Source organism: Pseudomonas sp. B19125 (assembly GCF_044218855.1).
Lineage (GTDB): Bacteria > Pseudomonadota > Gammaproteobacteria > Pseudomonadales > Pseudomonadaceae > Aquipseudomonas > Aquipseudomonas edaphica.
On the sequence record NZ_CP162589.1, the window covers coordinates 4501402 to 4522131 of the forward strand.

Annotated in this window: 18 protein-coding genes; 10 read left to right on the forward strand and 8 right to left on the reverse strand. The window is 63.2% G+C overall.

What is annotated here, in order from left to right:
• Positions 1 to 179: 179 nt before the first annotated feature.
• The 6 genes from AB4P96_RS20160 (at position 180) to AB4P96_RS20185 (ending at position 7014) form a co-directional block, all read left to right on the forward strand.
• Positions 180 to 791 (forward strand): cysteine dioxygenase, encoded by a 612-nt coding sequence (locus tag AB4P96_RS20160; protein ID WP_017137764.1) that lies wholly within the window; start codon positions 180 to 182, stop codon positions 789 to 791.
• Positions 788 to 2371, forward strand: a complete 1584-nt coding sequence (locus AB4P96_RS20165) for a rhodanese-related sulfurtransferase (protein WP_236461738.1) — start codon at positions 788 to 790, stop codon at positions 2369 to 2371. Before AB4P96_RS20160 ends, AB4P96_RS20165 begins: the two co-directional genes overlap by 4 nt.
• Before the next feature lie 99 nt (positions 2372 to 2470).
• Positions 2471 to 3445 carry an ABC transporter substrate-binding protein gene (locus AB4P96_RS20170; protein ID WP_236461735.1) on the forward strand — a complete coding sequence of 325 codons (975 nt, stop codon included), beginning with the start codon at positions 2471 to 2473 and terminating at the stop codon, positions 3443 to 3445.
• Between the two features lie 14 nt (positions 3446 to 3459).
• Positions 3460 to 4800: an LLM class flavin-dependent oxidoreductase gene (locus AB4P96_RS20175; protein WP_395599993.1), complete on the forward strand. Its 1341-nt coding sequence runs from the start codon at positions 3460 to 3462 to the stop codon at positions 4798 to 4800.
• Positions 4797 to 6053, forward strand: coding sequence for an acyl-CoA dehydrogenase family protein (locus AB4P96_RS20180; protein ID WP_236461728.1), 1257 nt, complete (start codon positions 4797 to 4799; stop codon positions 6051 to 6053). The genes AB4P96_RS20175 and AB4P96_RS20180 overlap by 4 nt, the downstream gene beginning before the upstream one ends.
• Positions 6054 to 6066: 13 nt before the next feature.
• Positions 6067 to 7014 carry a D-isomer specific 2-hydroxyacid dehydrogenase family protein gene (locus AB4P96_RS20185; RefSeq protein WP_138454135.1) on the forward strand — a complete coding sequence of 316 codons (948 nt, stop codon included), beginning with the start codon at positions 6067 to 6069 and terminating at the stop codon, positions 7012 to 7014.
• A gap of 56 nt (positions 7015 to 7070) precedes the next feature.
• Here the strand turns inward: AB4P96_RS20185 and AB4P96_RS20190 are convergent, their stop codons facing one another.
• The 5 genes from AB4P96_RS20190 to AB4P96_RS20210 all read right to left on the reverse strand — a co-directional run bounded on the left by AB4P96_RS20190 (position 7071) and on the right by AB4P96_RS20210 (position 12145).
• On the reverse strand, positions 7071 to 7952 hold the full coding sequence (locus AB4P96_RS20190; RefSeq protein WP_176991948.1) for a LysR family transcriptional regulator: 882 nt from the start codon (positions 7950 to 7952) through the stop codon (positions 7071 to 7073).
• A 116-nt stretch (positions 7953 to 8068) separates the two neighbouring features.
• Positions 8069 to 8686, reverse strand: a complete 618-nt coding sequence (ycaC, locus tag AB4P96_RS20195) for an isochorismate family cysteine hydrolase YcaC (protein WP_017137757.1) — start codon at positions 8684 to 8686, stop codon at positions 8069 to 8071.
• Positions 8687 to 8714: 28 nt separating this feature from the next.
• A complete protein-coding gene (locus tag AB4P96_RS20200) occupies positions 8715 to 10553 on the reverse strand; it encodes an amidohydrolase (protein ID WP_056857894.1) in 1839 nt (612 codons plus the stop codon).
• On the reverse strand, positions 10550 to 11140 hold the full coding sequence (locus AB4P96_RS20205) for an antibiotic biosynthesis monooxygenase (protein ID WP_236461726.1): 591 nt from the start codon (positions 11138 to 11140) through the stop codon (positions 10550 to 10552). The genes AB4P96_RS20200 and AB4P96_RS20205 overlap by 4 nt, the downstream gene beginning before the upstream one ends.
• Before the next feature lie 96 nt (positions 11141 to 11236).
• Positions 11237 to 12145, reverse strand: a complete 909-nt coding sequence (locus tag AB4P96_RS20210) for a LysR substrate-binding domain-containing protein (protein ID WP_017137754.1) — start codon at positions 12143 to 12145, stop codon at positions 11237 to 11239.
• A 204-nt stretch (positions 12146 to 12349) separates the two neighbouring features.
• Between AB4P96_RS20210 and AB4P96_RS20215 the strand changes: the two genes are divergently transcribed.
• Entirely contained in the window at positions 12350 to 12748 is a 399-nt protein-coding gene (locus AB4P96_RS20215; protein ID WP_017137753.1) for a helix-turn-helix domain-containing protein, read from the forward strand.
• A 57-nt stretch (positions 12749 to 12805) separates the two neighbouring features.
• Positions 12806 to 15568 (forward strand): winged helix-turn-helix domain-containing protein, encoded by a 2763-nt coding sequence (locus AB4P96_RS20220; RefSeq protein ID WP_099547766.1) that lies wholly within the window; start codon positions 12806 to 12808, stop codon positions 15566 to 15568.
• On the opposite strand, the gene AB4P96_RS20225 is transcribed toward AB4P96_RS20220, so the two are convergent.
• Both AB4P96_RS20225 and AB4P96_RS20230 read right to left on the reverse strand, forming a co-directional pair.
• Complete coding sequence (locus AB4P96_RS20225; RefSeq protein ID WP_236461720.1) at positions 15515 to 16960, reverse strand: winged helix-turn-helix domain-containing protein; 1446 nt, start codon at positions 16958 to 16960, stop codon at positions 15515 to 15517. The genes AB4P96_RS20220 and AB4P96_RS20225 overlap by 54 nt on opposite strands.
• Before the next feature lie 147 nt (positions 16961 to 17107).
• The gene (locus tag AB4P96_RS20230; RefSeq protein ID WP_017137750.1) at positions 17108 to 18058 is read right to left on the reverse strand and encodes a GlxA family transcriptional regulator; all 951 of its coding nucleotides are present in this window, start codon (positions 18056 to 18058) and stop codon (positions 17108 to 17110) included.
• 180 nt (positions 18059 to 18238) lie between these two features.
• Between AB4P96_RS20230 and AB4P96_RS20235 the strand changes: the two genes are divergently transcribed.
• Together AB4P96_RS20235 and AB4P96_RS20240 are read left to right on the forward strand one after the other, a co-directional pair.
• Positions 18239 to 18961: a pirin family protein gene (locus AB4P96_RS20235; protein WP_177032249.1), complete on the forward strand. Its 723-nt coding sequence runs from the start codon at positions 18239 to 18241 to the stop codon at positions 18959 to 18961.
• A gap of 145 nt (positions 18962 to 19106) precedes the next feature.
• The gene (locus AB4P96_RS20240) at positions 19107 to 19454 is read left to right on the forward strand and encodes a hypothetical protein (RefSeq protein WP_099547763.1); all 348 of its coding nucleotides are present in this window, start codon (positions 19107 to 19109) and stop codon (positions 19452 to 19454) included.
• Between the two features lie 276 nt (positions 19455 to 19730).
• Here the strand turns inward: AB4P96_RS20240 and AB4P96_RS20245 are convergent, their stop codons facing one another.
• The gene (locus AB4P96_RS20245) at positions 19731 to 20729 is read right to left on the reverse strand and encodes a quinone oxidoreductase (protein ID WP_170038579.1); all 999 of its coding nucleotides are present in this window, start codon (positions 20727 to 20729) and stop codon (positions 19731 to 19733) included.
• Position 20730: the final 1 nt, after the last annotated feature.

Below are 20730 nucleotides of genomic sequence, written 5' to 3' on the forward strand. Positions count from 1 at the left end.
GTTGCCACACGGCGGTCTGGATAGCCTGCGCTGTGATCGATAACGTCTAACGCTATTCAGACCGGTTCTAAATTACCTAAAGCTATAAGCTAATCATTAAAAAATAGCATATTAACTATAAACATTATGCTTATATAAACCCATCAAGCCATCCCCATAACCGCCATGATGGAATTGCCATGACCCAGTCCCGACACCCCGAAAGACTCAGAGCCTTTATAGGCGCCCTGGCGGAACTGATCGACGGCAACCCGCGCGAAGGCGACCTGTTGCACCGTGGCGGCAAGCTGTTGGCGCAACTGGTCAGCCATGACGACTGGCTGCCCGACGAGTACGCCCAACCGGATCCCGAGCGCTACCAGCAATTTTTGCTGCATGCCGATTCGCGCCAGCGTTTCAGCATCGTCAGCTTTGTCTGGGGGCCGGGCCAGCGCACGCCGATTCACGACCATCGGGTGTGGGGCCTGATCGGCATGTTGCGTGGTGCGGAGTTCTCCCAGGGTTTTGAGCGTGCGCCCGATGGCAGCCTGGTGGCCGAAGGCACACCGGTTCAACTGCTGCCCGGCCAGGTTGAGGCGGTGTCGCCCAAAATCGGCGATATCCATCAGGTCAGCAATGCCCACAGCGACCAGGTGTCGATCAGTATTCACGTGTACGGCGCCAATATTGGTGCCGTGCGCCGTGCGGTGTATCAGCCCGACGGCAGCGAGAAACTGTTTATCTCCGGTTATTCCAACGCCTACCTCCCGAACATCTGGGATTTGTCCAAAGAAAAGAGCCCTGCCCTATGACCACCGTATCGAACCGCAGCTTCGCCCAGATTCGCCAGGCCCTGTTGGACCGTGAAGAAGTCGCCTTGGTCGACGTGCGCGAAGAAGCGCCCTTTGCCGAGTCGCACCCGCTGTTCGCTGCGAATATCCCGCTGTCCAAGCTGGAGCTGGAGGTGTATGCGCGCATTCCCCGTCGCGATACCCAAGTGACGGTCTATGACAATGGCGAAGGGTTGGCCGAACGTGCCGCCGCACGCCTGGTTGCGTTGGGCTACACCCAGGTCAGCTTGCTCGAAGGTAGCCTGGACGGTTGGCGCCGTGCCGGTGGCGAGCTGTTTATCGACGTCAACGTACCGAGCAAAGCCTTCGGCGAGTTGGTTGAGAGCGAGCGCCACACGCCCTCCTTGGCCGCCGAAGAAGTGCAGGCGCTGCTCGACAGCCAGGCCGATGTGGTGGTGCTCGACGCGCGCCGCTTCGACGAATACCAGACCATGAGCATTCCTACCGGCATCAGTGTGCCGGGTGCCGAACTGGTGCTACGCGCCCGTGAACTGGCACCGGACCCGGCCACCCGTATCATCGTCAACTGCGCCGGGCGCACCCGCAGCATTATCGGCACGCAGTCGCTGATCAACTCAGGCATCGCCAACCCGGTGTCGGCACTGCGTAACGGCACTATCGGCTGGACCCTGGCCGGGCAGAAACTCGCCCATGGCCAAGCGCGCCGCTTTGCGCCGACATCGGAAGAACACCGTCAAATCGCCGCCGCAGACGCACGCCGCGTCGCCGACAAAGCACGCGTCGGCCGCGCCACACTTAACGACCTGCAACGCTGGCAGCAGGAGCCGACCCGCACCACCTACCTGTTCGATGTGCGCACGCCGGAGGAATTCGAAGCCGGCCATCTGCCGGGCGCGCGCTCCACACCCGGCGGCCAGCTGGTGCAGGAAACCGACCATGTGGCCAGCGTGCGCGGAGCGCGCCTGGTGCTGGCCGATGACGACGGCGTGCGGGCGAACATGTCCGCCTCATGGCTCGCGCAATTGGGCTGGGAGGTGTACGTGCTGGACGACCTGCAAGCGGCGAACTTCAGCGAACAAGGCGCCTGGGTAGCGCCGGTCCCGGCACCCTTGCAGGCCGAACTGATCAGCCCCCACACCCTTGCCGAGTGGCTGCCCCATGGCGACACGGCGGTGCTGGATTTCACCCCCAGCGCCAACTACGTCAAACGCCATATCCCCGGTGCCTTCTGGGTCTTGCGTGCGCAATTGGCCAACGCCCTGGCCAAGGTGACGCCTGCCGAACGTTATGTGCTGACCTGCGGCACCAGCCAACTGGCGCGCCTGGCGGTCGCCGAAGTCGAAGCCATCACCGGCAAGCCGGTATTCCTGCTGCAAGGGGGCACGCTTAACTGGATCGCCGAGAAGCTACCGCTGGAAGAAGGCGAAACCCATCTCGCGTCACCGCGTATCGACCGCTATCGCCGCCCGTACGAAGGCACCGACAGCCCGAAGGAAGCCATGCAGGCGTATCTGGACTGGGAATTCGGCCTGGTCGACCAGCTGGCGCGCGATGGCACCCACGGTTTCTACGTGATCTGAACCACCTTCACGCCTGCCCCACACCGGGGCAGGCCGCACCGACCCCTTGCCAGGCGGAGGTAACCCACACTTTTTCAATTTGCCTGGGATTTATCCATCATGGTCTTTAGCACGCCCTTCAAACACCTGCTGCTGAGCAGCGCCCTGGCCCTCGGCCTGATCAGCACTGCACACGCCGCCGATCTGCAACCGCTACGCGTGGCCAACCAGAAATCCACGATAAAGGCATTGCTGGAAGCCTCGGGCGAAACCAACAACGTGCCCTATCAAATCCAGTGGTCGGAGTTCCCTTCCGCCTCGCCGCTGGGCGAAGCCCTGAACGCGGGCGCCGTCGATATTGGCGCCCTCGGCGACGCGCCGTATGTGTTCGCCTTGGGCGCCGGTGCCGCGCTCAAGGTGGTCAGCATCATCCACGCCGAAGGGCGCAACACCACCGCCCTGGTGGTGCCCAAGGACTCGCCGATCAAGACGGCCGCCGACCTCAGGGGCAAAAAAATTGTCACCGGACGCGGCTCCATCGGGCACTACCTGGCGATCCGGGCCTTGGCCAGCGCAGGCCTGACGAGCAAGGATGTGCAATTCATTTTCCTGCTGCCCGCTGAATCCCGGCTGGTACTCGATAACGGCACCGTTGATGCCTGGGCCACTTGGGATCCCTACACCACGGTGGTCACCTCACAAAGCCACGCCCGCGTCCTGGTCAGCGGCAAACAGTTGTTGAGCAACCACCTGTATTTCGCCGCCACCAGCCAGGCCATCGCCAACAAACGCCCGCAACTGGATGACTTCGTGGCCCGCGTCGACCGTGCCTACGCCTGGGCCAACACACACCCGGATGAATACGCCGCTGCCCAAGCCAAAATTACCGGCCTGCCCTTGGCGGTGCACCTGGAGGTGGCCAAAGACACGCAACTGAACCCCGTGGTGATTGACGACAGCGTGATCAAGGGCTTGCAAGCCACCGCCGACACCTATCAGCAAGAAGGCCTGTTGCCCAAGCGCATCGACGTATCCCTGGGTTTCGACACCAGCTTTAACGCCGAACGTTTTCCCACTTCCCAAGCATCGCGCTAAGCAAGGAGCCGCACATGAGCACGCCACGTCATCTGAAACTGGGCGCTATGGTCCACGGTGTCGGTCACGGCTGGGGCGAATGGCGCCATCCGCAGGCGCAACCGAATGCCAGTACCAACTTTGGCTTCTACAAACAGCAGGCCGAGTTGGCCGAAAGCGCCAAGTTCGACTTCGTGTTTATCGCCGACAGCCTGCACATTCACGCCAAATCCAGCCCGCACTACCTCAACCGTTTCGAGCCGCTGACCCTTCTCTCGGCCCTTGCCGCGTTGACCACCCACATCGGCCTGGTCGCCACCGTGACCGTCAGCTACACCGAGCCCTACCAGGTGGCGCGCCAGTTCGCCTCTTTGGACCATATCAGCGGCGGCCGCGCCGGCTGGAACGTGGTCACCTCCTGGCTGAGCGGCACCGCCGACAACTTCGGCAAAGCCGAGCACCCGCCCCACGCCGTGCGCTACCGCATCGCCAAGGAACACTTGAACGTGGTCAAGGGCCTGTGGGATTCCTGGGAAGACGACGCCTTTGCCTACAACAAGCAGAGCGGCGAATTTTTCACCCCCGACAAGCTGCACGCGCTGAACCACAAGGGCGAGTTTTTCTCGGTCAAAGGCCCGCTGAACATCGCCCGCTCGCGTCAGGGCCAGCCGGTGATTTTCCAGGCGGGCACCTCTGAAGATGGGCGCAACTTTGCCGCTGAGCATTCCGATGCGATTTTTGTGCATGTTGAGACGCTCGAAGAAGCCAAGGCTTACTCGGCTGATTTGAAACGCCGCGCCAAGGGTTTTGGCCGTGATGCGGGCAGCCTGTCGATTTTGCCGGGCATTCGTCCGATTGTCGGGCGCGATGCCGCCGAGGTGGAAAGCCGCTATCAGCAGGCCGTGGATCTGGTCACCGTCGAAGATGCGATTGTGGCGCTGGGCCGCCCCTTCAACGACCACAACTTCAGCCAATACCCATTGGACGAACCCTTCCCGGAGCTTGGCGACCTGGGCAGCAACAGCCAGAAAGGCGGTTCTGACCGTATCAAGCAACTGGCCAGGGACGAAGGCCTGACCCTGCGCGAAGTGGCCTTGCGTTTTTCGCGGCCCAAGCGCGAGTTTGTCGGTACTCCGGAGCAGGTTGCCGATTCCATCCAAACCTGGTTCGAGTCCGGCGCCAGCGACGGCTTCATCATCAACTCGGTACTGCCCGATGGCTTGCAGTACTTCACCGAACTGGTGGTGCCGGTGCTGCAACAACGCGGGCTGTTTCGCAGCGAATACAGCGGCCAGACCTTGCGCGACAACCTGGGGCTGGAGGTGCCGACCAATCGGTACAGCGAAGTTGAAGTGCAACAGGAAGCGCTGGCATGAGTGAACCTCTCAACCGACTAGCCAAGGTGGGAGCTGGCTTGTCTGCGATAGCGGTCTGCGGGCCTGCATTGCGGGTGGCTGATACACCGCCTTCGCAGGCAAGCCAGCTCCCACACGGGCCGGCGCAATTCGACGCCCTGCTCGAACACCTCAGCGCCGAGCTGGCCAGCAGCGCGCACCTGTATGACGAAAGCGGCGCCTTCCCCCACGCCAACTTCACGCGGCTGCATGAACATGGCCTGGTCGCCCTCACCGTGCCCAAGGCCCTGGGTGGGGGTGGCGCAAGCTTGGCGCAGGCGCGCAAGGCCATCAGCGCGATTGCCAGGGGCGAGCCGTCTACCGCGCTGATTCTGGTGATGCAGTACCTGCAACACACACGCCTGCAAGACAGCAAAACCTGGCCGCAGCACCTGCGCGTGCAGGTCGCCGAAGACGCCGTGCGCAACGGTGCATTGATCAATGCGCTGCGCGTCGAACCTGACCTGGGCACCCCGGCCCGTGGCGGGCTGCCGGCGACCACGGCGGTGCGCACCGCCGACGGCTGGCGCATCAGCGGCCGCAAGATTTACTCCACCGGCAGCCACGGCCTGAGCTGGTTCAGCGTGTGGGCGCGCAGTGATGATGCCGACCCGCTGGTGGGCGCCTGGCTGGTGCCGAAAAACAGCCCCGGCGTGAGCATCATCGACACCTGGGACCATCTGGGCATGCGCGCCACCTGCAGCCACGAAGTGGTGCTCGATAATGTCCTGGTGCCGCTGGACCATGCCGTCAGCGTCAGCCCCTGGAGCGCACCGCAACCTGAGCTGGATGGCGAGGGGTTCCTGTGGATGTCGGTGCTGCTGTCGTCGGTGTACGACGCCGTGGCCCAGGCGGCGCGGGACTGGCTGGTGAACTGGCTGGAGCAGCGCAAGCCGTCCAACCTCGGCGCCGCGCTGTCGAGCCTGCCGCGTTTTCAGGAAACCGTCGGCCATATCGACACCCTGCTGTTTGCCAACCGCAGCCTGCTCGAGGCCGCCGCCCAGGGCCACACGCCAGCCGCCAATGCGGCGCAGCTTAAATACCTGGTGACCGGCAATGCGATCCGCGCCGTGGAGCTGGCCATCGAAGCCTCGGGCAACCCTGGCCTGTCGCGCCATAGCCCGCTGCAACGGCATTACCGCGACGTGCTGTGCAGCCGCGTGCATACGCCGCAGAACGACGCGGTGCTGCAAGGTGTGGGTAAAGCGGTGTTCGCTCAACGTGCGCAACAATGAATAAGGAACGCTCATGAGTCAGGTGATTATCGCCAGCCAGCTGGACGAAGATTACAACCAGGTATTGCGCGAACGCCTTGCCTCGATCCACCCCCATGCCCAGGTGATCGGCGTGCCGGCCGGTGTACCCAGCGACCTGCCGCCCCAGGCCAATATCCTGCTGCTGCGCCCTATCAATGTGCGCGGCTACACCGCGCCCGATACTCCGCCGCCGGGCTGGCCGTATGGCGCGCAGTGGGTACACCTGGTGTCGTCGGGCATCGATTTCTACCCGCAGTGGCTGTTCAACGGCCCGCCGGTGACCACCTCACGGGGCAGTGCGGCCGATAACCTTGCCGAGTTCGCCCTGGCGGCGATCTTTGCGGCGGCCAAGCATTTGCCGGCTATCTGGGTGAAGGATGCCCAGTGGACATTCACCGCGCTGCGCCCGCTCAAGGGCAGCACATTGGGCATTCTCGGCTTTGGTGCGATCGGCAAGAGCCTGGCGCAAAAAGCCCAGGCCTTGGGGATCAACGTGGTTGCGCTGCGCCAGAGCCAGGCACCCTTTGAGGTGGACCATGTTGAGGCCGCCAAGGACATCCACGACCTGTTTGCCCGCGCCGACCACCTGGTGCTGGCGGCGCCGCTCACCGAGGCCACGCGGCATATTGTCGACCGTGATGTGCTCGGCAGCGCCAAGCCGGGATTGCACCTGATCAATATTGCGCGCGGTGGTTTGCTGGATCAGGAGGCCCTGCTGGAAGCCCTGGATAACGGTCAGATCGGCCTGGCCTCGCTGGATGTGACCGAGCCTGAGCCACTGCCGCAGGGCCACCCGTTGTACAGCCATGCGCGGGTGCGGTTGTCGCCGCATACCTCGGCGATTTCGACCAACAGCCAGCAGGAGATTGCCGACACGTTCCTGGCGAATCTGCAGCGGTATGTGCAAGGTTCAACGTTGGCCAATCTTGTCGCCCCTTGAATATGTGTGGGAGCCAGCTCCCACATAAGCCAGTCTTCACAATAGATGCGTGTGGGTCAGCAACCGCTGGCCAGGCGTTCGCGCAAAAACTCCACCAGCGCCTGCACTGGCCGCGAACTTTGCCGGTGCTGCGGGTACACCGCCGACAGGGTCAGGGCTTCGGGGGCGAAGTCGTCCAGCAGGGTTACCAAGCGCCCGTCTTTCAACGCCTCGGCAACAATAAAAGTCGGCAGGTAGGTCACGCCCAACCCGGCGATCGCAGTGTCGCGCAGCAACTCGCCATTGTTTACGCGCATGCGTCCACTGACGCTGAGCGCCTGCAACTTGCCTTTGAAGCGCCATTGCACTTGGCGGCCATGGCCGTAGGGCAGGCAGTCGTGGTCGGCCAGGTCTTCAGGCCTGAGCGGCGTACCCTTGGCGGCGAGGTAGTCAGGGCTGGCGCAATACACTCGCTGCACACTGGCGATGCGCCGGGCAATCAGGGTTGAGTCTTCCAGCGTGCCGATGCGCAAGACCAGGTCGTAGCCCTCGCCGATCAGGTCCACCGGGCGATCACTCAAGTCAACTTCCACCGACACCTGCGGGTGGCGTTGCAGGAACTGCGGCAACAGGCAGCCCAGATGGGCCATGGCAAACGACAACGGCGCGCTGAGCCGAATCGTGCCCCGCGGTTCGCTGTTCTGGCCGGCGATGCCCTGCTCCACTTGCTCGACTTCACCGAGCAGGCGCAAAGCGGATTCGTAATAACTCTGGCCCAGTGGCGTGACGTCCAGCCGACGCGTGGAGCGGTTGAGCAGGCGCACGCCGAGGCGGTCTTCCAACTGGATAAGGCGGCGGCTGACGAACTGCTTGGACAGGCCGAGTTGCTCGGCGGCGGCGGTGAAGCTGCCGGACTCCATGACCTGGCAAAACAGGCGCATGTCTTCGAAGGGGTTCATTGTCGCTTCTCGGTGGACATTTGGCTGGTTTATAGCCTGTCAGCCGCTACGACACAATCAAATGCAGGAGGGGCTTGCCCCCTCCTACAGGGTTAATCTACCCCTTCAAACGCAGCTTACTTGGCCGTAAACGCCGAGTAGCTGTTCATCAGGTTACGGTAGTTCGGAATGCGCGGCGACAGCAGGTTGGCCAGGCCTTCCATGTCGTTGCGCCAGTCAACTTGCAGTTCACAGGCGACAGAGAACCAGTTCACCAATTGTGCGCCGGCGGCCGTCATGCGTGCCCAAGCGGCTTGTTGCACGGTTTCGTTGAAGGTACCCGAGGCGTCGGTCACCACGAACACCTCAAAGCCTTCAGCGAGGGCGCACAGGGTCGGGAACGCGACGCACACATCCGTTACCACGCCGGCAATGATGATCTGCTTGCGGCCGGTGGCCTTGACGGCCTTGACGAAATCTTCGTTGTCCCACGCGTTGATCTGGCCAGGGCGGGCGATGTAAGGCGCGTCCGGGAACAGCGCCTTGAGTTCCGGAACCAACGGACCGTTAGGGCCACTTTCAAAACTGGTGGTGAGGATGGTCGGCAGGTTGAAGAACTTGGCCACGTCGGCCAGGGCCAACACGTTGTTCTTGAACTCGTTCGGAGAGAAGTCTTGCACCAGGGAAATCAGGCCGGTCTGGTGATCGACCAGCAATACAACGGCGTCATCTTTGTTCAAGCGCTTGTAAGTCATGGGTGAACTCCTTTGGGTGTTTTTAAAATCAGAAGGCAAAGCACGAGCAACCAAACGCGCCCCAGAAACCCTGGAAATCGCTGACCGGTACGCTGGAGAGCCGCGCTTTTTCATGGCCGTGGGCATGCACGCCGCACGGTCCGCTGCAGTGGTGTACTTGCGCTTGCACCGGTGAACCTGGGCGCCAGTGCCCCGGCACCTTGACCACCGGCGACCAGTCCGGCAGCACCGGTACTTGGGGCGGGGCGAAATCTTCGAAGTCGCCGGCGCCGTACACCACCTTGCCGCCGACCACGGTCAGTACCGACTCGATCCATTTGATGGCTTCTTCATCGACGCTGAAGAAGTCCGCCGAGAGTGCCGCCACATCCGCCAACTGGCCGACCTTGATCTGGCCCTTCTTGCCCTGCTCCGAGGAGAACCAGGCGCTGCCGTGGGTGAACAACTCCAGCGCGGTGAGGCGCGGCAGGCCTTCGGCGTGCAGCTCCAGGCCGCCGACGGTGCGGCCGCTGACCATCCAGTACAGCGAAGTCCAGGGGTTGTAGCTCGAGACCCGCGTGGCGTCGGTGCCCGCCCCTACCGGCACGCCTTCGGCCAGCATGCGCTTGATCGGTGGCGTGGCTTCGGCGGCCTTGGCGCCGTAGCGCTCGACAAAATATTCGCCCTGGAACGCCATGCGGTCCTGGATCGCGATACCACCGCCCAAGGCCCGGACGCGCTCGATGTTTTTCGGCGTAATGGTTTCGGCGTGGTCGAAGAACCACGGCAGACCATTGAACGGAATGTCGCGGTTGACCTTCTCGAACACATCGAGCATGCGCGAGATGGATTCGTCGTACGTGGCGTGCAACCGGAACGGCCAGCGCTGCTCAACCAAATGGCGCACCACCGGTTCCAGTTCCTGCTCCATGGTCAACGGCAGGTCGGGGCGTGGCTCAAGGAAATCTTCGAAGTCCGCCGCCGAAAACACCAGCATCTCGCCTGCGCCGTTGTGGCGCAGGTAATCGTCGCCCTGGTGCAGGGTGACGCTGCCGGTCCAGTGCTTGAAGTCGCTGAGTTCTTCCTTGGGCTTTTGGGTGAACAGGTTGTAGGCGATGCGCACCGTCAGCTGTTGGTCCTTGGCCAGTTGTTCAATGACCGCGTAGTCATCGGGGTAGTTCTGGAAACCACCGCCGGCGTCGATGGCGCTGGTGAGGCCCAGGCGATTGAGTTCACGCATGAACTGGCGGGTCGAATTGACCTGGTATTCGAGCGGCAGTTTCGGGCCCTTGGCCAGGGTTGCATACAAGATCATCGCGTTGGGACGCGCCACCAGCATGCCGGTGGGGTTGCCGTTGCTGTCGCGCACAATCTCGCCGCCCGGCGGGTTCGGCGTGTCCTTGGTGTAACCGGCTACGCGCAGGGCGGCGCGGTTGAGCAAGGCACGGTCATACAGGTGCAGCACGAACACCGGCGTATCTGGCGCGGCCTGGTTCAACTCTTCCAGGGTCGGCATGCGTTTTTCGGCGAACTGGAATTCGTTCCAGCCCCCCACCACACGCACCCATTGCGGCGTCGGCGTGCGATCGGCTTGATCCTTGAGCATGCGCAACGCATCGGCCAGTGACGGCACGCCTTCCCAGCGCAGTTCAAGGTTGTAGTTCAGCCCGCCACGGATCAGGTGCAAGTGCGAGTCGTTAAGGCCGGGGATCACGGTGCGGCCCTTGAGGTCGATGACCTGGGTGCCGCTGCCGCGCAGGGCCATGGCCTCGCCGTCGGTGCCGACCGCGACAAAGCGGCCCTGGTGGATTGCGACCGCAGTGGCCCGTGGGTTTTCGCGGTCCACGGTGTGGAACTGGCCATTGAACAGAATCAGATCGGCGTTCATAGGGTGTCCTTTACAGAGGCTTCAAGCCAGGGAGCGAACAGGCGGGTGGCGGCCGGCATCAGCAGGTAAACCACCAGCAACACAATGGTCAGGGTCACCAAAAAAGTGGAAACCACATAGTTGGACAGGAACGGGTGCAGACGCAGGATCGGCCCCCAGATAAACGGCAGCAGCAGGGTTTGCGGCAGAATCACGCACAGGCTGACCACCGCCTGCTTCCAGCGCGGCGGTTTGGCGGCGCTGTCGGCCAGTGGCGCGAACCAGAACTCATTAGCCGCACCAATTTCGGTCTTGTCGCCGTCGGCCAGCATCGGCGCCGCTTCAACGATCAGCGCCAGGCGTTCGGGGGAGTCGAGCCAGCGTTGCAGCGCGTCGGTGGAGCGATAGCGCAAGACGCAGGTAAACAGTGCTTGCCCACCCTGCTTGCCGCGCACCACATCCACACCGAGGTGGCCGGGGCGCTCGCCGGCGATGCGTACGATGCGCCGCAACCAGGCCTCGTAATCGGCTTCACGGCCGGCCTTGATCAGGTGTTTGACGACCAGGGTGACGACTTCGTCGGGGCTGGTTTCAGGTGTCGGGTCCATACGGTGTGATTCCCCCTGGAGAGCTAAGCGATGGGGGGAGTCTGGCGGGGAACGGGGGGCAGGAATTGGATGTTTGTGCTGTTTCGCCTGGCGCGCTCACGCCACACGCGCCATATGCTCACTGATGCGCGAGCGCAACCAGCGCTCCGCCGGGTCGTTGTCATGCACGCCGCTCCAGACCATCGAGAGCTCCGAGGCTTCAATCGCGAACGGCGGGTCCTCGGCGCGCAGCACCGTGCCTTCGGTCAAGGCACAGGCGGCGTAGTCGGGCACTGTCGCGATGATTTGCGTGCCCGCCAACAGTGCGCGCAAGCCGCTGAACTGGGGTACCGCCAGCACCACCCTGCGCGCCCGGCCGATGCGCGCCAGGTCAAGGTCGATATTGCCGCTCAAGTCCCCCGAGAACGACACCATCGCGTGGGGCCGCGTGCAGTAGTCATCCAGTGTCAACGGCGCCGCGCCGTCGTCGCCGCGCAGCACCTTGCAGGGAATGTCCCGCAGCTTCTTGCGCTTGGCATTGGCCGGCAGTTCGGTGGTGTAGCTGACGCCCACGGAAATCTCGCCACTGGCCAGCAACGAAGACATCAACAGGTAATTGGCGCGGCGTACCACCACGATGATCCCCGGTGCCTCTTCGCGCAGCTGGCTGAGCAACGGCGGGAACAGACCGAACTCGGCATCATCGGACAGGCCGATTCGAAACACCGCGCAGCTGGTGGAAGGGTCGAAATCCTTGGCGCGGCTGACCGCGCCTGAAATGGTGTCCATCGCAGGTTGCAGCTCCTTGAGTATCGCCACCGCCCGTGGCGTGGGCTCCATGCCGCGCCCGTTGCGCAGCAGCAATGGGTCGTCGAACAAGTCGCGCAGGCGCCCGAGCGCGGCACTCACGGCCGGCTGGCCCATGAAAAGCTTTTCGGCGACCCGGGTCAGGTTCTTCTCGAACATCAGCGCCTCGAAAATCACCAACAGGTTCATGTCGACGCGGCGCAGGTCGTTGCGGTTCATGGCGGTATCCAAACGGTTATCAGGCCGTCAGGTAAGCATGCCGGACAGATCGCAGATTGCATGCCTGTGCTGTCTTTTCCGGGCGCGCACCTGGCGAAATTAACAACGATTAACTCGCCAGCCAGACGGCCCGGCGCCAAAAATACAGCGGTCTACACTGCATCCATTCACCGGGAACGCTCCCATCGACTACGGATATTTGTCATGGCCCGACTTGATGACTGTGCCCCTCGCCTTGGCGTCACCGGTGGCTTGTGCCCCCGGCGCGAGCGAGTTGCCAAGCAACTGATCCTCGCCAACCTCGGCGAAAGCCTGGCAATTGCCGACTTGGCCCAGGCCTGTGCGCTGTCGCGCAGCCATTTTTCCCGTGCGTTCAAGTGCACCACCGGGCTGTCGCCCCAGGAGTGGATTCGCCAACAACGCATTCAGCGGGCCAAGGAACTGATCACCGGATCGTCCCTGAGCCTGACCCAGATCAGCGTCGAATGCGGCTTCTGCGACCAGGCGCACTTCTGCCATATGTTCACGCGCAGCGAGGGCGTGAACCCGATGACCTGGCGAAGTCACCACATCCGTCAAAAATCACAGGTGATTGCAGCCTAGTGGTCTGCACCGGCCTGGAATATGCTGGCCAAACTCTTTTCCTGAACAGGGGCCACTATGCGTGACCTCAACGACCAGGCCGTGCATTTCGGTCCCTACCGTGTCCACCCGCGCCAGCGCCTGGTGCTGGAGGCTGGCCGCCCCTTGCGCCTGAGCCGACGCGCGCTAGAAATCTTGCTGATTTTGCTGGAGCACGCCGGCAATGTGGTGAGCAAGCAGGAACTGATCACGCGGGTATGGCCCAAAACGGTGGTCGAAGACGGCAACCTGCGTGTGCATATGGCCGCGTTGCGCAAGGCCCTGGGCGATGGCCAGGCCGGGCAGCGCTATATCGTCACCGTCGCCCAGCGCGGCTACAGCTTTGTCGCCCCCCTGAGCATTGAACCGATGACGACAGCCATCGACGGTATTCCCCACAACCAGGGCCATAACCTGCCGCTGCGCCGTACGCGGATGATTGGCCGCCAAGTGTTGATCGACGCACTGGTGCAGCAACTGCCGCAGCAACGTTTCATCACCCTGACCGGCGCGGGCGGTATCGGCAAGACCACCGTGGCGCTGCGTGTGGCGGAATTATTGATCGGCCATTACCGCGACGGCATTCACCTGCTGGATTTGGCGCCGCTCAGCGCGCCGTCAATGATCCTGCCCAACCTGGCCGCCCTGCTCCATCTCGCACCCACCGAACATGACCCGCTGCTGACCTTGGCCCGAAGCCTGCACGCGCGGCAGTTGCTGCTGGTGATCGACAACTGCGAACACCTGCTGGACGACATCGCGCTGATCAGCGAAACCTTACTGCGTCACCTGCCACACCTGCACATTTTGGCCACCAGCCGCGAAGCCCTGCGCGCCGAGGGCGAGTACGTGCAACGCCTGGAGCCGCTGGCCTGCCCACCCGCCACCGGGAACCGTGCCCAGGCCCTCGGCTACCCGGCCTTGCAACTGCTGATCGAGCGTGCCATGTCGCACCAGGACAGTTTTGAGCTCAGCGAGGCGCAACTGCCCCTGGCGATCGAGATCTGCAAGCGCCTGGACGGCATTCCCCTGGCAATCGAATTGGTCGCCACGCAGATCGAGCGCTTCGGCTTGCCGGGTTTGCTGGTGCAGATGGAGGACAATCTGCGCCTGCTCAACCGTGGCCTGCGCAGCGACCTGCCCCGCCAGCAAACCTTGCGCGCCACGCTGGATTGGAGTTTTAACCTGCTCACCGCGTGCGAACAGATCTGCCTGCGCCGCCTCGCGGTGTTTCGCGGCGGGTTCAGCCTGGCAAGCGCGGCGGCGGTGATCGCCGGGGAGCAGATCGCACCGGCCGAAGTGCTGGGTTCGATCACCCAACTGGTGGCCAAGTCGCTGCTTAACGTCGAGGCCGGCGATGATGACATGGTCTATCGTCTGCTGGATGTCACCCGCAGCTATGCCCTGGAAAAGCTCGACCACGCAGCTGAACTCGACAGCACACGCGAACGCCATGCGGCGCGCTGTCTGGCGCTGATGGACCAGGCGCGGGAAGACTGGGAATTCACTGCCACCGAGCTGTGGATCAACCGTTATGCGCCGTTGCGCGAGGACATTCGCGCCGCCCTCGACTGGGGCTTGGGCGAACACGGCGCGCACCTGCTGGGCATTCGCCTGACGGTCAGCGCCATGCCCTTGTGGCAGGAGTTGTCGCTGCTGCGCGAACATGGGCTGTACGTAGACCAGGCCCTGGCGCTGATGCCGCAATCGGGCGCGCCCTGCACGCAGTTGACCATGCAACTGCAACTGGCCCTGGGCAGCCTGTCCTATCACGCCTTGGGCGGCGCACCGCAGACCATCGCCGCGTTTGTGGCGGCCCGGCGCCTGGCGCAAGCGCTCCAAGACAATGGGGGCCAGTTGCGAGCCGTCTCCGGGCACATGGCGGTCAACCTGTGTGCCGGCCGCTACCGTGAGGCGCTGGAGCAGAGCATGCAGTTCGACCGCCTCGACCCACGCACCGATCCGCTGCTGGATTTGAGTGCCCAGCGCTTACGGGTACTGGCCCAGCATTTCGCGGGCAACCAGGTCCTGGCCCTGCACAATGCCGAACAAGTACTACAGCGCATGGCCCACAGCGGCCATCTCAACCGTTTCACCCATGGCTTTGGCGTGCAATACGACCAAAGTGTGGCGTCGCTGACGGTGCTCGCGCGCATCCTGTGGCTGCGCGGGTTTCCAGAGCGGGCCGCACGAATGGCAAACCAGGCGCTGGAGCTGGCGTTGCAGATCAACCACGGCACCTCTATCTGCTACACCCTGGCCCTGGCCAGCGTACCGATTGCCCACTACAACGGTGGCAGCGGCGCGGCGCACGCGCTGCTGGCGCTGTTGCTGGAGCACTCACAGAAACATTCGGTGCAGTTGTTTCATACCTGGGCGCGGCATTACGAGGGCACCGCACCCCATGCGACATTGCAAGGCCTGGGCCTGGTTCAGGACATACTGGTGACCTTCAATGCCGCGCAGGTAGATGACACGGTATTTGAGCGCGCCAGAAACGGCGCGGCCGGTTGGTGCACGGCCGAGATTCTCAGGGTGCGCGCCGAGGCCCTGCCCGACCTGCGCGCGCGCGAATCGCTGCTGCTGGAGGCATTGGGCTTGGCGCACGAGCAAGGCGCACTGGCCTGGCAGTTGCGCTGCGCGACCTCACTGGCTTGCCTGTGGCAAAGCCAGGGCCGTGTGCGGGCAGCACGTGAGCTGTTGAATTCGGTCTACGGGCAATTTACCGAAGGCTATGCCACCCAGGATCTAGTCCGCGTGCGCAGCCTGCTCGACCAGTTGCAGGACAAACGGCCGGCCTGAAAATGGCCCCAGATAATGCCCATAGCCCTGCTGCAAACGCGCCACCTGCAACGGGTCACGCAGCTGCGCCAGGGCGTAGCTGCGCACACTGTTGAGCAGCCGATAGCGCCGCGGGCCGGGGCCGGGCTCGACCACCAGGGAAGACATCGCGACCAGGCGTGCCAGCAGGTAAGCCAGGTCGGCGTGCGCAAGTTCAGTGCCGGCCACCAGTTCGGTCAAGGCCGGCAACGTCACCGCGCTTTTGAACAGCGCCAATTGCAGGAACAGCCAACGCTGCGGCAGGCTCAGGCGTTGATACGTCCAATCCAGCGCCGCCGTCAGCGACTGATGGCGCTCGACCGCCGTGCGTCGGCCACGCCTTAACACTTGCACGCCGTTGTGTAACTGCTTTTGCAACCCGCGTATTCCCAGGGCTTCAACCTGGGCCGCCGCCAGTTCCAGCGCCAGCGGGATGCCGTCCAGACGCCGGCAGATATCGCACAACGGCGCCAGGTCCTCAGACCGCAGTACAAATCCCTGCTGACCGGCACGCACCCGCGCCACAAACAATTGCAGGGCCGGATACAGCATGGCCTGCTCGACACCACCCCGGTCAGCCGATGTCGGCAGCGCCAGCCGTGGCACGTGGTGCACCCATTCGCCGGGCACCTGCAAGGTTTCGCGGCTGGTCAGCAGCACGCTCACCTGAGGCGCCCTGGCTTGCAGTGTATGCACCAGATGACGGCAGGCGCCCAGCAACAAATCGGCATTATCGAGCACCAGCAACAGTTGCCGGGCGGCCAATTGCTCGCACAGTGCATGGGCGCCGACACAGGGTTGGAGGTGCAGGGTTTCGCTCAGGTAGTCCAGCAACCGGTTCGGCGCCTGCACAGTTGCCAGGTCCAGCCACCACACGCCATCGCGATAACGCGGCAACACCCGTTCGGCCAGCGCCAGTGCCAGGGTGCTCTTGCCGATGCCGGCGCAGCCGGTGAGCATCATCAGCCGTTGGCCGCCCAGGCGTCTCACCAGGCTGCCCAGCAGTTCGTCGCGGCCGATCACTGGGCTGAGCCGTGCGGCCAGATTGTGCCGAAGCCGCGGTGACGGCACCGGTGACGGCGCCACGAAGCAGTAGCCGCGTTGCGGTTCATTGAGGATATAGCGTTGTCCGTCCAGCGCACGACGCAGGGCGGCGATGTGCACGCGCAAATTATTGTCTTCCACCACGCTGTTCGGCCAGACCCGGCCGATCAAGGTGTCCTTGCTGACAAATTGCCCCGGCGTCTCCAACAGTATCGCGAGGATATCCAGCGCACGCCCACCCAATGGCACCGGCTGGCCGGTCTTGCTGACCAGACGTTGATCACGATGAAAGGTATAGGGGCCGAAGCTCACCGAGTGTGCATTGTTCATCTGCTGACAGCGCTGGAACACCCGGCCTTGGGCGCCTGCGCCTCCTTTCAAGGGGCCTGGGGCTATCTTGCCAGCTATGCGTGACAGGACAATGCTGGCACAGGGAGCGACACGGACAATCAGGGCAGCCAGACGGACATTCCGGCGTCAACTGAACTGTTGGCGGTACTGCGTGGGGTTAAGGCCGAGTTTTTCACTGAACAGAAAGCGCATATGCCGCACGCTGCCGAAGCCTGCGCGGAAAGCCACGGTCTTGAGCGGCAGGTCTGTGCTTTCCAGCAGGTGCCGGGCACGGTCGATACGCGCGCCTTGCACAAAGGCCATGGGCGTCATGCCCACCTCTTTGGCGAACAGCCGCGCAAAATGGCGCGCGCTCATGCCCGCCAGCGCGGCCATGGACACGATGCTCAATGGCTGATCCAACTGCGCCAGCACCTGGTTCTGCACGCGGGTGATCGGGGTTTCCAGCGGCGCGACGGCGGCGGTCATCGGGCTGAACTGAGCCTGCCCGCCCTGGCGTTTCATCACCACCAGCAGCACCTTGGCGACGTCGACCGCCACCTGCCGGCCATGGTCCTGGGCGATGATCGACAGCGCCAGGTCGATGCCGGCAGTGACCCCGCCGGAGGTAATCAAGCGGCCATCCTGCAAGTAAATGCGATCGGTCTCGACGGTGGCCTTGGGAAAGCCTTTGATCAGGCGGTCGGTGTAGTGCCAGTGCGTGGTGACGCGGTGGCCGTCGAGCAGCCCGGCGTGCCCCAGCACAAAGGCGCCGGTGCAGATCGAACCGAAGCGCCGTGCCCGAGGCGCTGCGGCCCGCAGCCAAGGCAGCAGAGCCGGATGGCATTCGTTATAAGCGCCAGGCCCGCCGGGCACCAGCAGAAGGTCGTAGGCCTCATCGGCATGCGCCAGTTGCAGGTCGGCATGCACGTGCACGCCATTGGAGGCGCGCAGCGGACCGGGCTCGGTACCGATCGTCAGGATCCGATAATGCTCCGACGCCGGCAAGTAGCGATTGGCTATGGAAAACACCTCCAGCGGCCCGGCCATATCGAGCAGCAGGAAGTCTGGAAACAGCGCCATGGCCACGGTTTTCATCAAGAGCAAGTCCATCGTAACGGGAGTCGGGACGGCATTATGGCACGCTTGAAACTGTCAACTAAAATGAGACATTAATTCAATTTTCAGCTTATTAATGAATCACTGGAAAACCATTAACCTTCTTCTCAACGCAAGCGCCCTGCATTTCGCAGCCAGCGCTCACTTGAGGACAAGACCATGCTGACCCTTCGCAAAGCCTCGGAACGCGGCGCCGCCAATCACGGTTGGTTGAAGTCGTTCCACACCTTCTCGTTTGCCAACTACTGGGATCCCAAGGAGCAGGGTTTTTCCGACCTGCTGGTGATCAACGATGACCGCGTCGCCGCCGGCAAAGGCTTCGGCCAGCACCCGCATCGGGACATGGAGATTTTCTCCTATGTGCTCGAAGGCGCCCTGGAACACAAGGACACCCTGGGCACCGGTTCGGTGATCCGCCCTGGCGACGTGCAATTGATGAGCGCCGGCAGCGGCGTGGCCCACAGCGAGTTCAACCACAGCCAGAGCCATGGCGTGCACTTCCTGCAGATCTGGATTGTGCCGAATATGGTCGGCGCCGAACCGCGCTACCAGCAGGAGCACTTCAGCGCAGCGCAAAAACGTGGGCGCTTGCAGTTGATCATCTCGCCGGAAGGCACGGATGGCTCGCTCAACGTTCGCCAGGATGCACGGGTGTATGCCGGGCTGTTCAACGGCGACGAAACCACGACCCTGGACGTGCCGGCGGACCGCCATGTGTACGTGCACGTGGCCCGCGGCAGCGTCGAACTCAATGGCCAACGCATGCAGGAAGGCGACGGCGCACGGCTGCGCAATGAGCGGCAGATCCGCCTGAGCCAGGGCGAAGACGCCGAGGTGCTGGTGTTTGACCTGCGCCCTCAGGAACTGCCGCAGATGCCTTGAGCGCCTGCACGATGGCCCGCCACAACGGGCCATCGCTGGCGTCGATAGTCACCATCAGCGCAATGAAGTTCTCTTAAAAAATCCAACGCGTACCATCAAACCCATACCCGGCAACACCCAACTACAACTCTCGGAGCACACCACCATGAAACGCCAACTCTTGCTTAGCCTCGCTTTCTCGGTACTGGCTGCCAACGCTTTTGCCCACCCGGTTGTCGCTGAAGGCGGCGCGGATCGCCTGCAAGGCAACCACGTAGCCGAAAATGGTTCTGACCGTCTGCAGGAACGCCGTATAGCCGAAGGTGGCGCTGATCGCTTGCAGGAACGCGGCCTGGCTGAAGGCGGTGCTGACCGCCTGCAGGAACGTGGCCTGGCCGAAGGCGGTGCTGATCGCCTGCAGGAACGCGGCCTGGCTGAAGGCGGTGCTGACCGCCTGCAGGAACGTGGCCTGGCTGAAGGTGGTTCGGATCGTCTGCAGAGCAACCACGTATAACCCTCGCTGTTGGCGAGGCACCCCAAACCGGCCTGATCAGCCGGTTTTTTTTCGCCTGCGATCTGGCCATGTACCCCACCCAACGTCTGGTTAACGGGCTGTTGTGGCGAGCAGGCTTGCCCTGCGTTGGGGCGCGCAGCGGCCCTGAAACCTGAACACGCGGTTTAACTGAAAAATCGGATTAGCCGCACTGGGGCCGCTTCGCAGCCCAACGCAGGGCAAGCCTGCTCGCCACAACAAGCTTGCTCGCCACAACAAGCCTACTCACCCCACCAATCAGCGCAGGTCGCGGTCCACCCACAACACCGCCTTGCCGATCTGCTGGCGCGCCTCGATGCGCGCGTGTACCTGTTGCACCGTCTCCAGGCTGTAATGGCCCTCGATCTCCACGCTCAACGACCCTTCCAGCATCGCCGCGAACACCGCATTGGCACGCCGCTGCACGGTCGCCCCGTCGGCCATGTGGTCCGCCAGGCGTGGTCGGGTCAAAAACAGCGAGCCCGCCTCGCCCAATTCAATCGGGTCCAAATCGCTCAGTGAGCCCGACACGTTGCCATAATTGACGATCAAACCCCGCGTGCGGCAAGCACGGAAACTCTCGCGCAAGGTGTTTTTGCCGACTGAATCAAACACCACATCCACCCCGCGGCCATCCGTGGCTTGCAGCACCTGATCGGCAAAGCCGTCATAGGTCCAGGCCTGGTGGGCGCCACGTTGCCGGGCAATCGCGCATTTTTCGGCGCTGCTGCCGGTGGTCAACACGGTCGCGCCCAACCGCCGCGCCATCTGCACCAACAACTGGCCGATGCTGCCGGACGCCGCGTGAATCAGGCAACTGCTGCCTGCCTGCAAGCGCGCCACGTCCTCAACCAGGTAGTGCGCGGTGCAGCCCTGAAACATCGCCGCAGCCGCTTGATCGAAGGGGATGGCGCTGGGAATCTGCGCGACTTTGTCGGCAGGCACGTTGGCGTATTCGGCATAGGCGCCCCAGGCAATGCACCAGGCCACCCGGTCGCCCACGGCCAGGTGGCTCACGCCCGGGCCAACCTCAACCACCACGCCGGCGCCCTCCATGCCCAGGGTGCAAGGCAACCGCACCGGGTAAGTCACCGACGCCGCGTATTTGCCCTGGCGGGTATGAATATCCATGAAATTAATCCCGGCGCAGGCCACCTTGACCAGCACATGCCCGGCCGTGACCTGGGGTTTGGCCACATCATGGCGCAGTTGGGCGACATCGGGACCGCCGTAGGCTTGCAGGGTAATGGCTTTCATC

Excerpts from the sequence above, each read along its gene's own strand:
- AB4P96_RS20200 (WP_056857894.1), bottom strand. The coding sequence starts at position 10,553 with ATGAACGCCGATCTGATTCTGTTCAATGGCCAGTTCCACACCGTGGAC.
- ycaC (WP_017137757.1), bottom strand. The coding sequence starts at position 8,686 with ATGACTTACAAGCGCTTGAACAAAGATGACGCCGTTGTATTGCTGGTC.
- AB4P96_RS20170 (WP_236461735.1), top strand. The coding sequence starts at position 2,471 with ATGGTCTTTAGCACGCCCTTCAAACACCTGCTGCTGAGCAGCGCCCTG.
- AB4P96_RS20210 (WP_017137754.1), bottom strand. The coding sequence starts at position 12,145 with ATGAACCGCAACGACCTGCGCCGCGTCGACATGAACCTGTTGGTGATT.
- AB4P96_RS20185 (WP_138454135.1), top strand. The coding sequence starts at position 6,067 with ATGAGTCAGGTGATTATCGCCAGCCAGCTGGACGAAGATTACAACCAG.
- AB4P96_RS20175 (WP_395599993.1), top strand. The coding sequence starts at position 3,460 with ATGAGCACGCCACGTCATCTGAAACTGGGCGCTATGGTCCACGGTGTC.
- AB4P96_RS20245 (WP_170038579.1), bottom strand. The coding sequence starts at position 20,729 with ATGAAAGCCATTACCCTGCAAGCCTACGGCGGTCCCGATGTCGCCCAA.
- AB4P96_RS20190 (WP_176991948.1), bottom strand. The coding sequence starts at position 7,952 with ATGAACCCCTTCGAAGACATGCGCCTGTTTTGCCAGGTCATGGAGTCC.
- AB4P96_RS20205 (WP_236461726.1), bottom strand. The coding sequence starts at position 11,140 with ATGGACCCGACACCTGAAACCAGCCCCGACGAAGTCGTCACCCTGGTC.
- AB4P96_RS20160 (WP_017137764.1), top strand. The coding sequence starts at position 180 with ATGACCCAGTCCCGACACCCCGAAAGACTCAGAGCCTTTATAGGCGCC.
- AB4P96_RS20225 (WP_236461720.1), bottom strand. The coding sequence starts at position 16,960 with ATGAACAATGCACACTCGGTGAGCTTCGGCCCCTATACCTTTCATCGT.
- AB4P96_RS20215 (WP_017137753.1), top strand. The coding sequence starts at position 12,350 with ATGGCCCGACTTGATGACTGTGCCCCTCGCCTTGGCGTCACCGGTGGC.
- AB4P96_RS20240 (WP_099547763.1), top strand. The coding sequence starts at position 19,107 with ATGAAACGCCAACTCTTGCTTAGCCTCGCTTTCTCGGTACTGGCTGCC.
- AB4P96_RS20165 (WP_236461738.1), top strand. The coding sequence starts at position 788 with ATGACCACCGTATCGAACCGCAGCTTCGCCCAGATTCGCCAGGCCCTG.
- AB4P96_RS20235 (WP_177032249.1), top strand. The coding sequence starts at position 18,239 with ATGCTGACCCTTCGCAAAGCCTCGGAACGCGGCGCCGCCAATCACGGT.
- AB4P96_RS20220 (WP_099547766.1), top strand. The coding sequence starts at position 12,806 with ATGCGTGACCTCAACGACCAGGCCGTGCATTTCGGTCCCTACCGTGTC.
- AB4P96_RS20180 (WP_236461728.1), top strand. The coding sequence starts at position 4,797 with ATGAGTGAACCTCTCAACCGACTAGCCAAGGTGGGAGCTGGCTTGTCT.
- AB4P96_RS20230 (WP_017137750.1), bottom strand. The coding sequence starts at position 18,058 with ATGAAAACCGTGGCCATGGCGCTGTTTCCAGACTTCCTGCTGCTCGAT.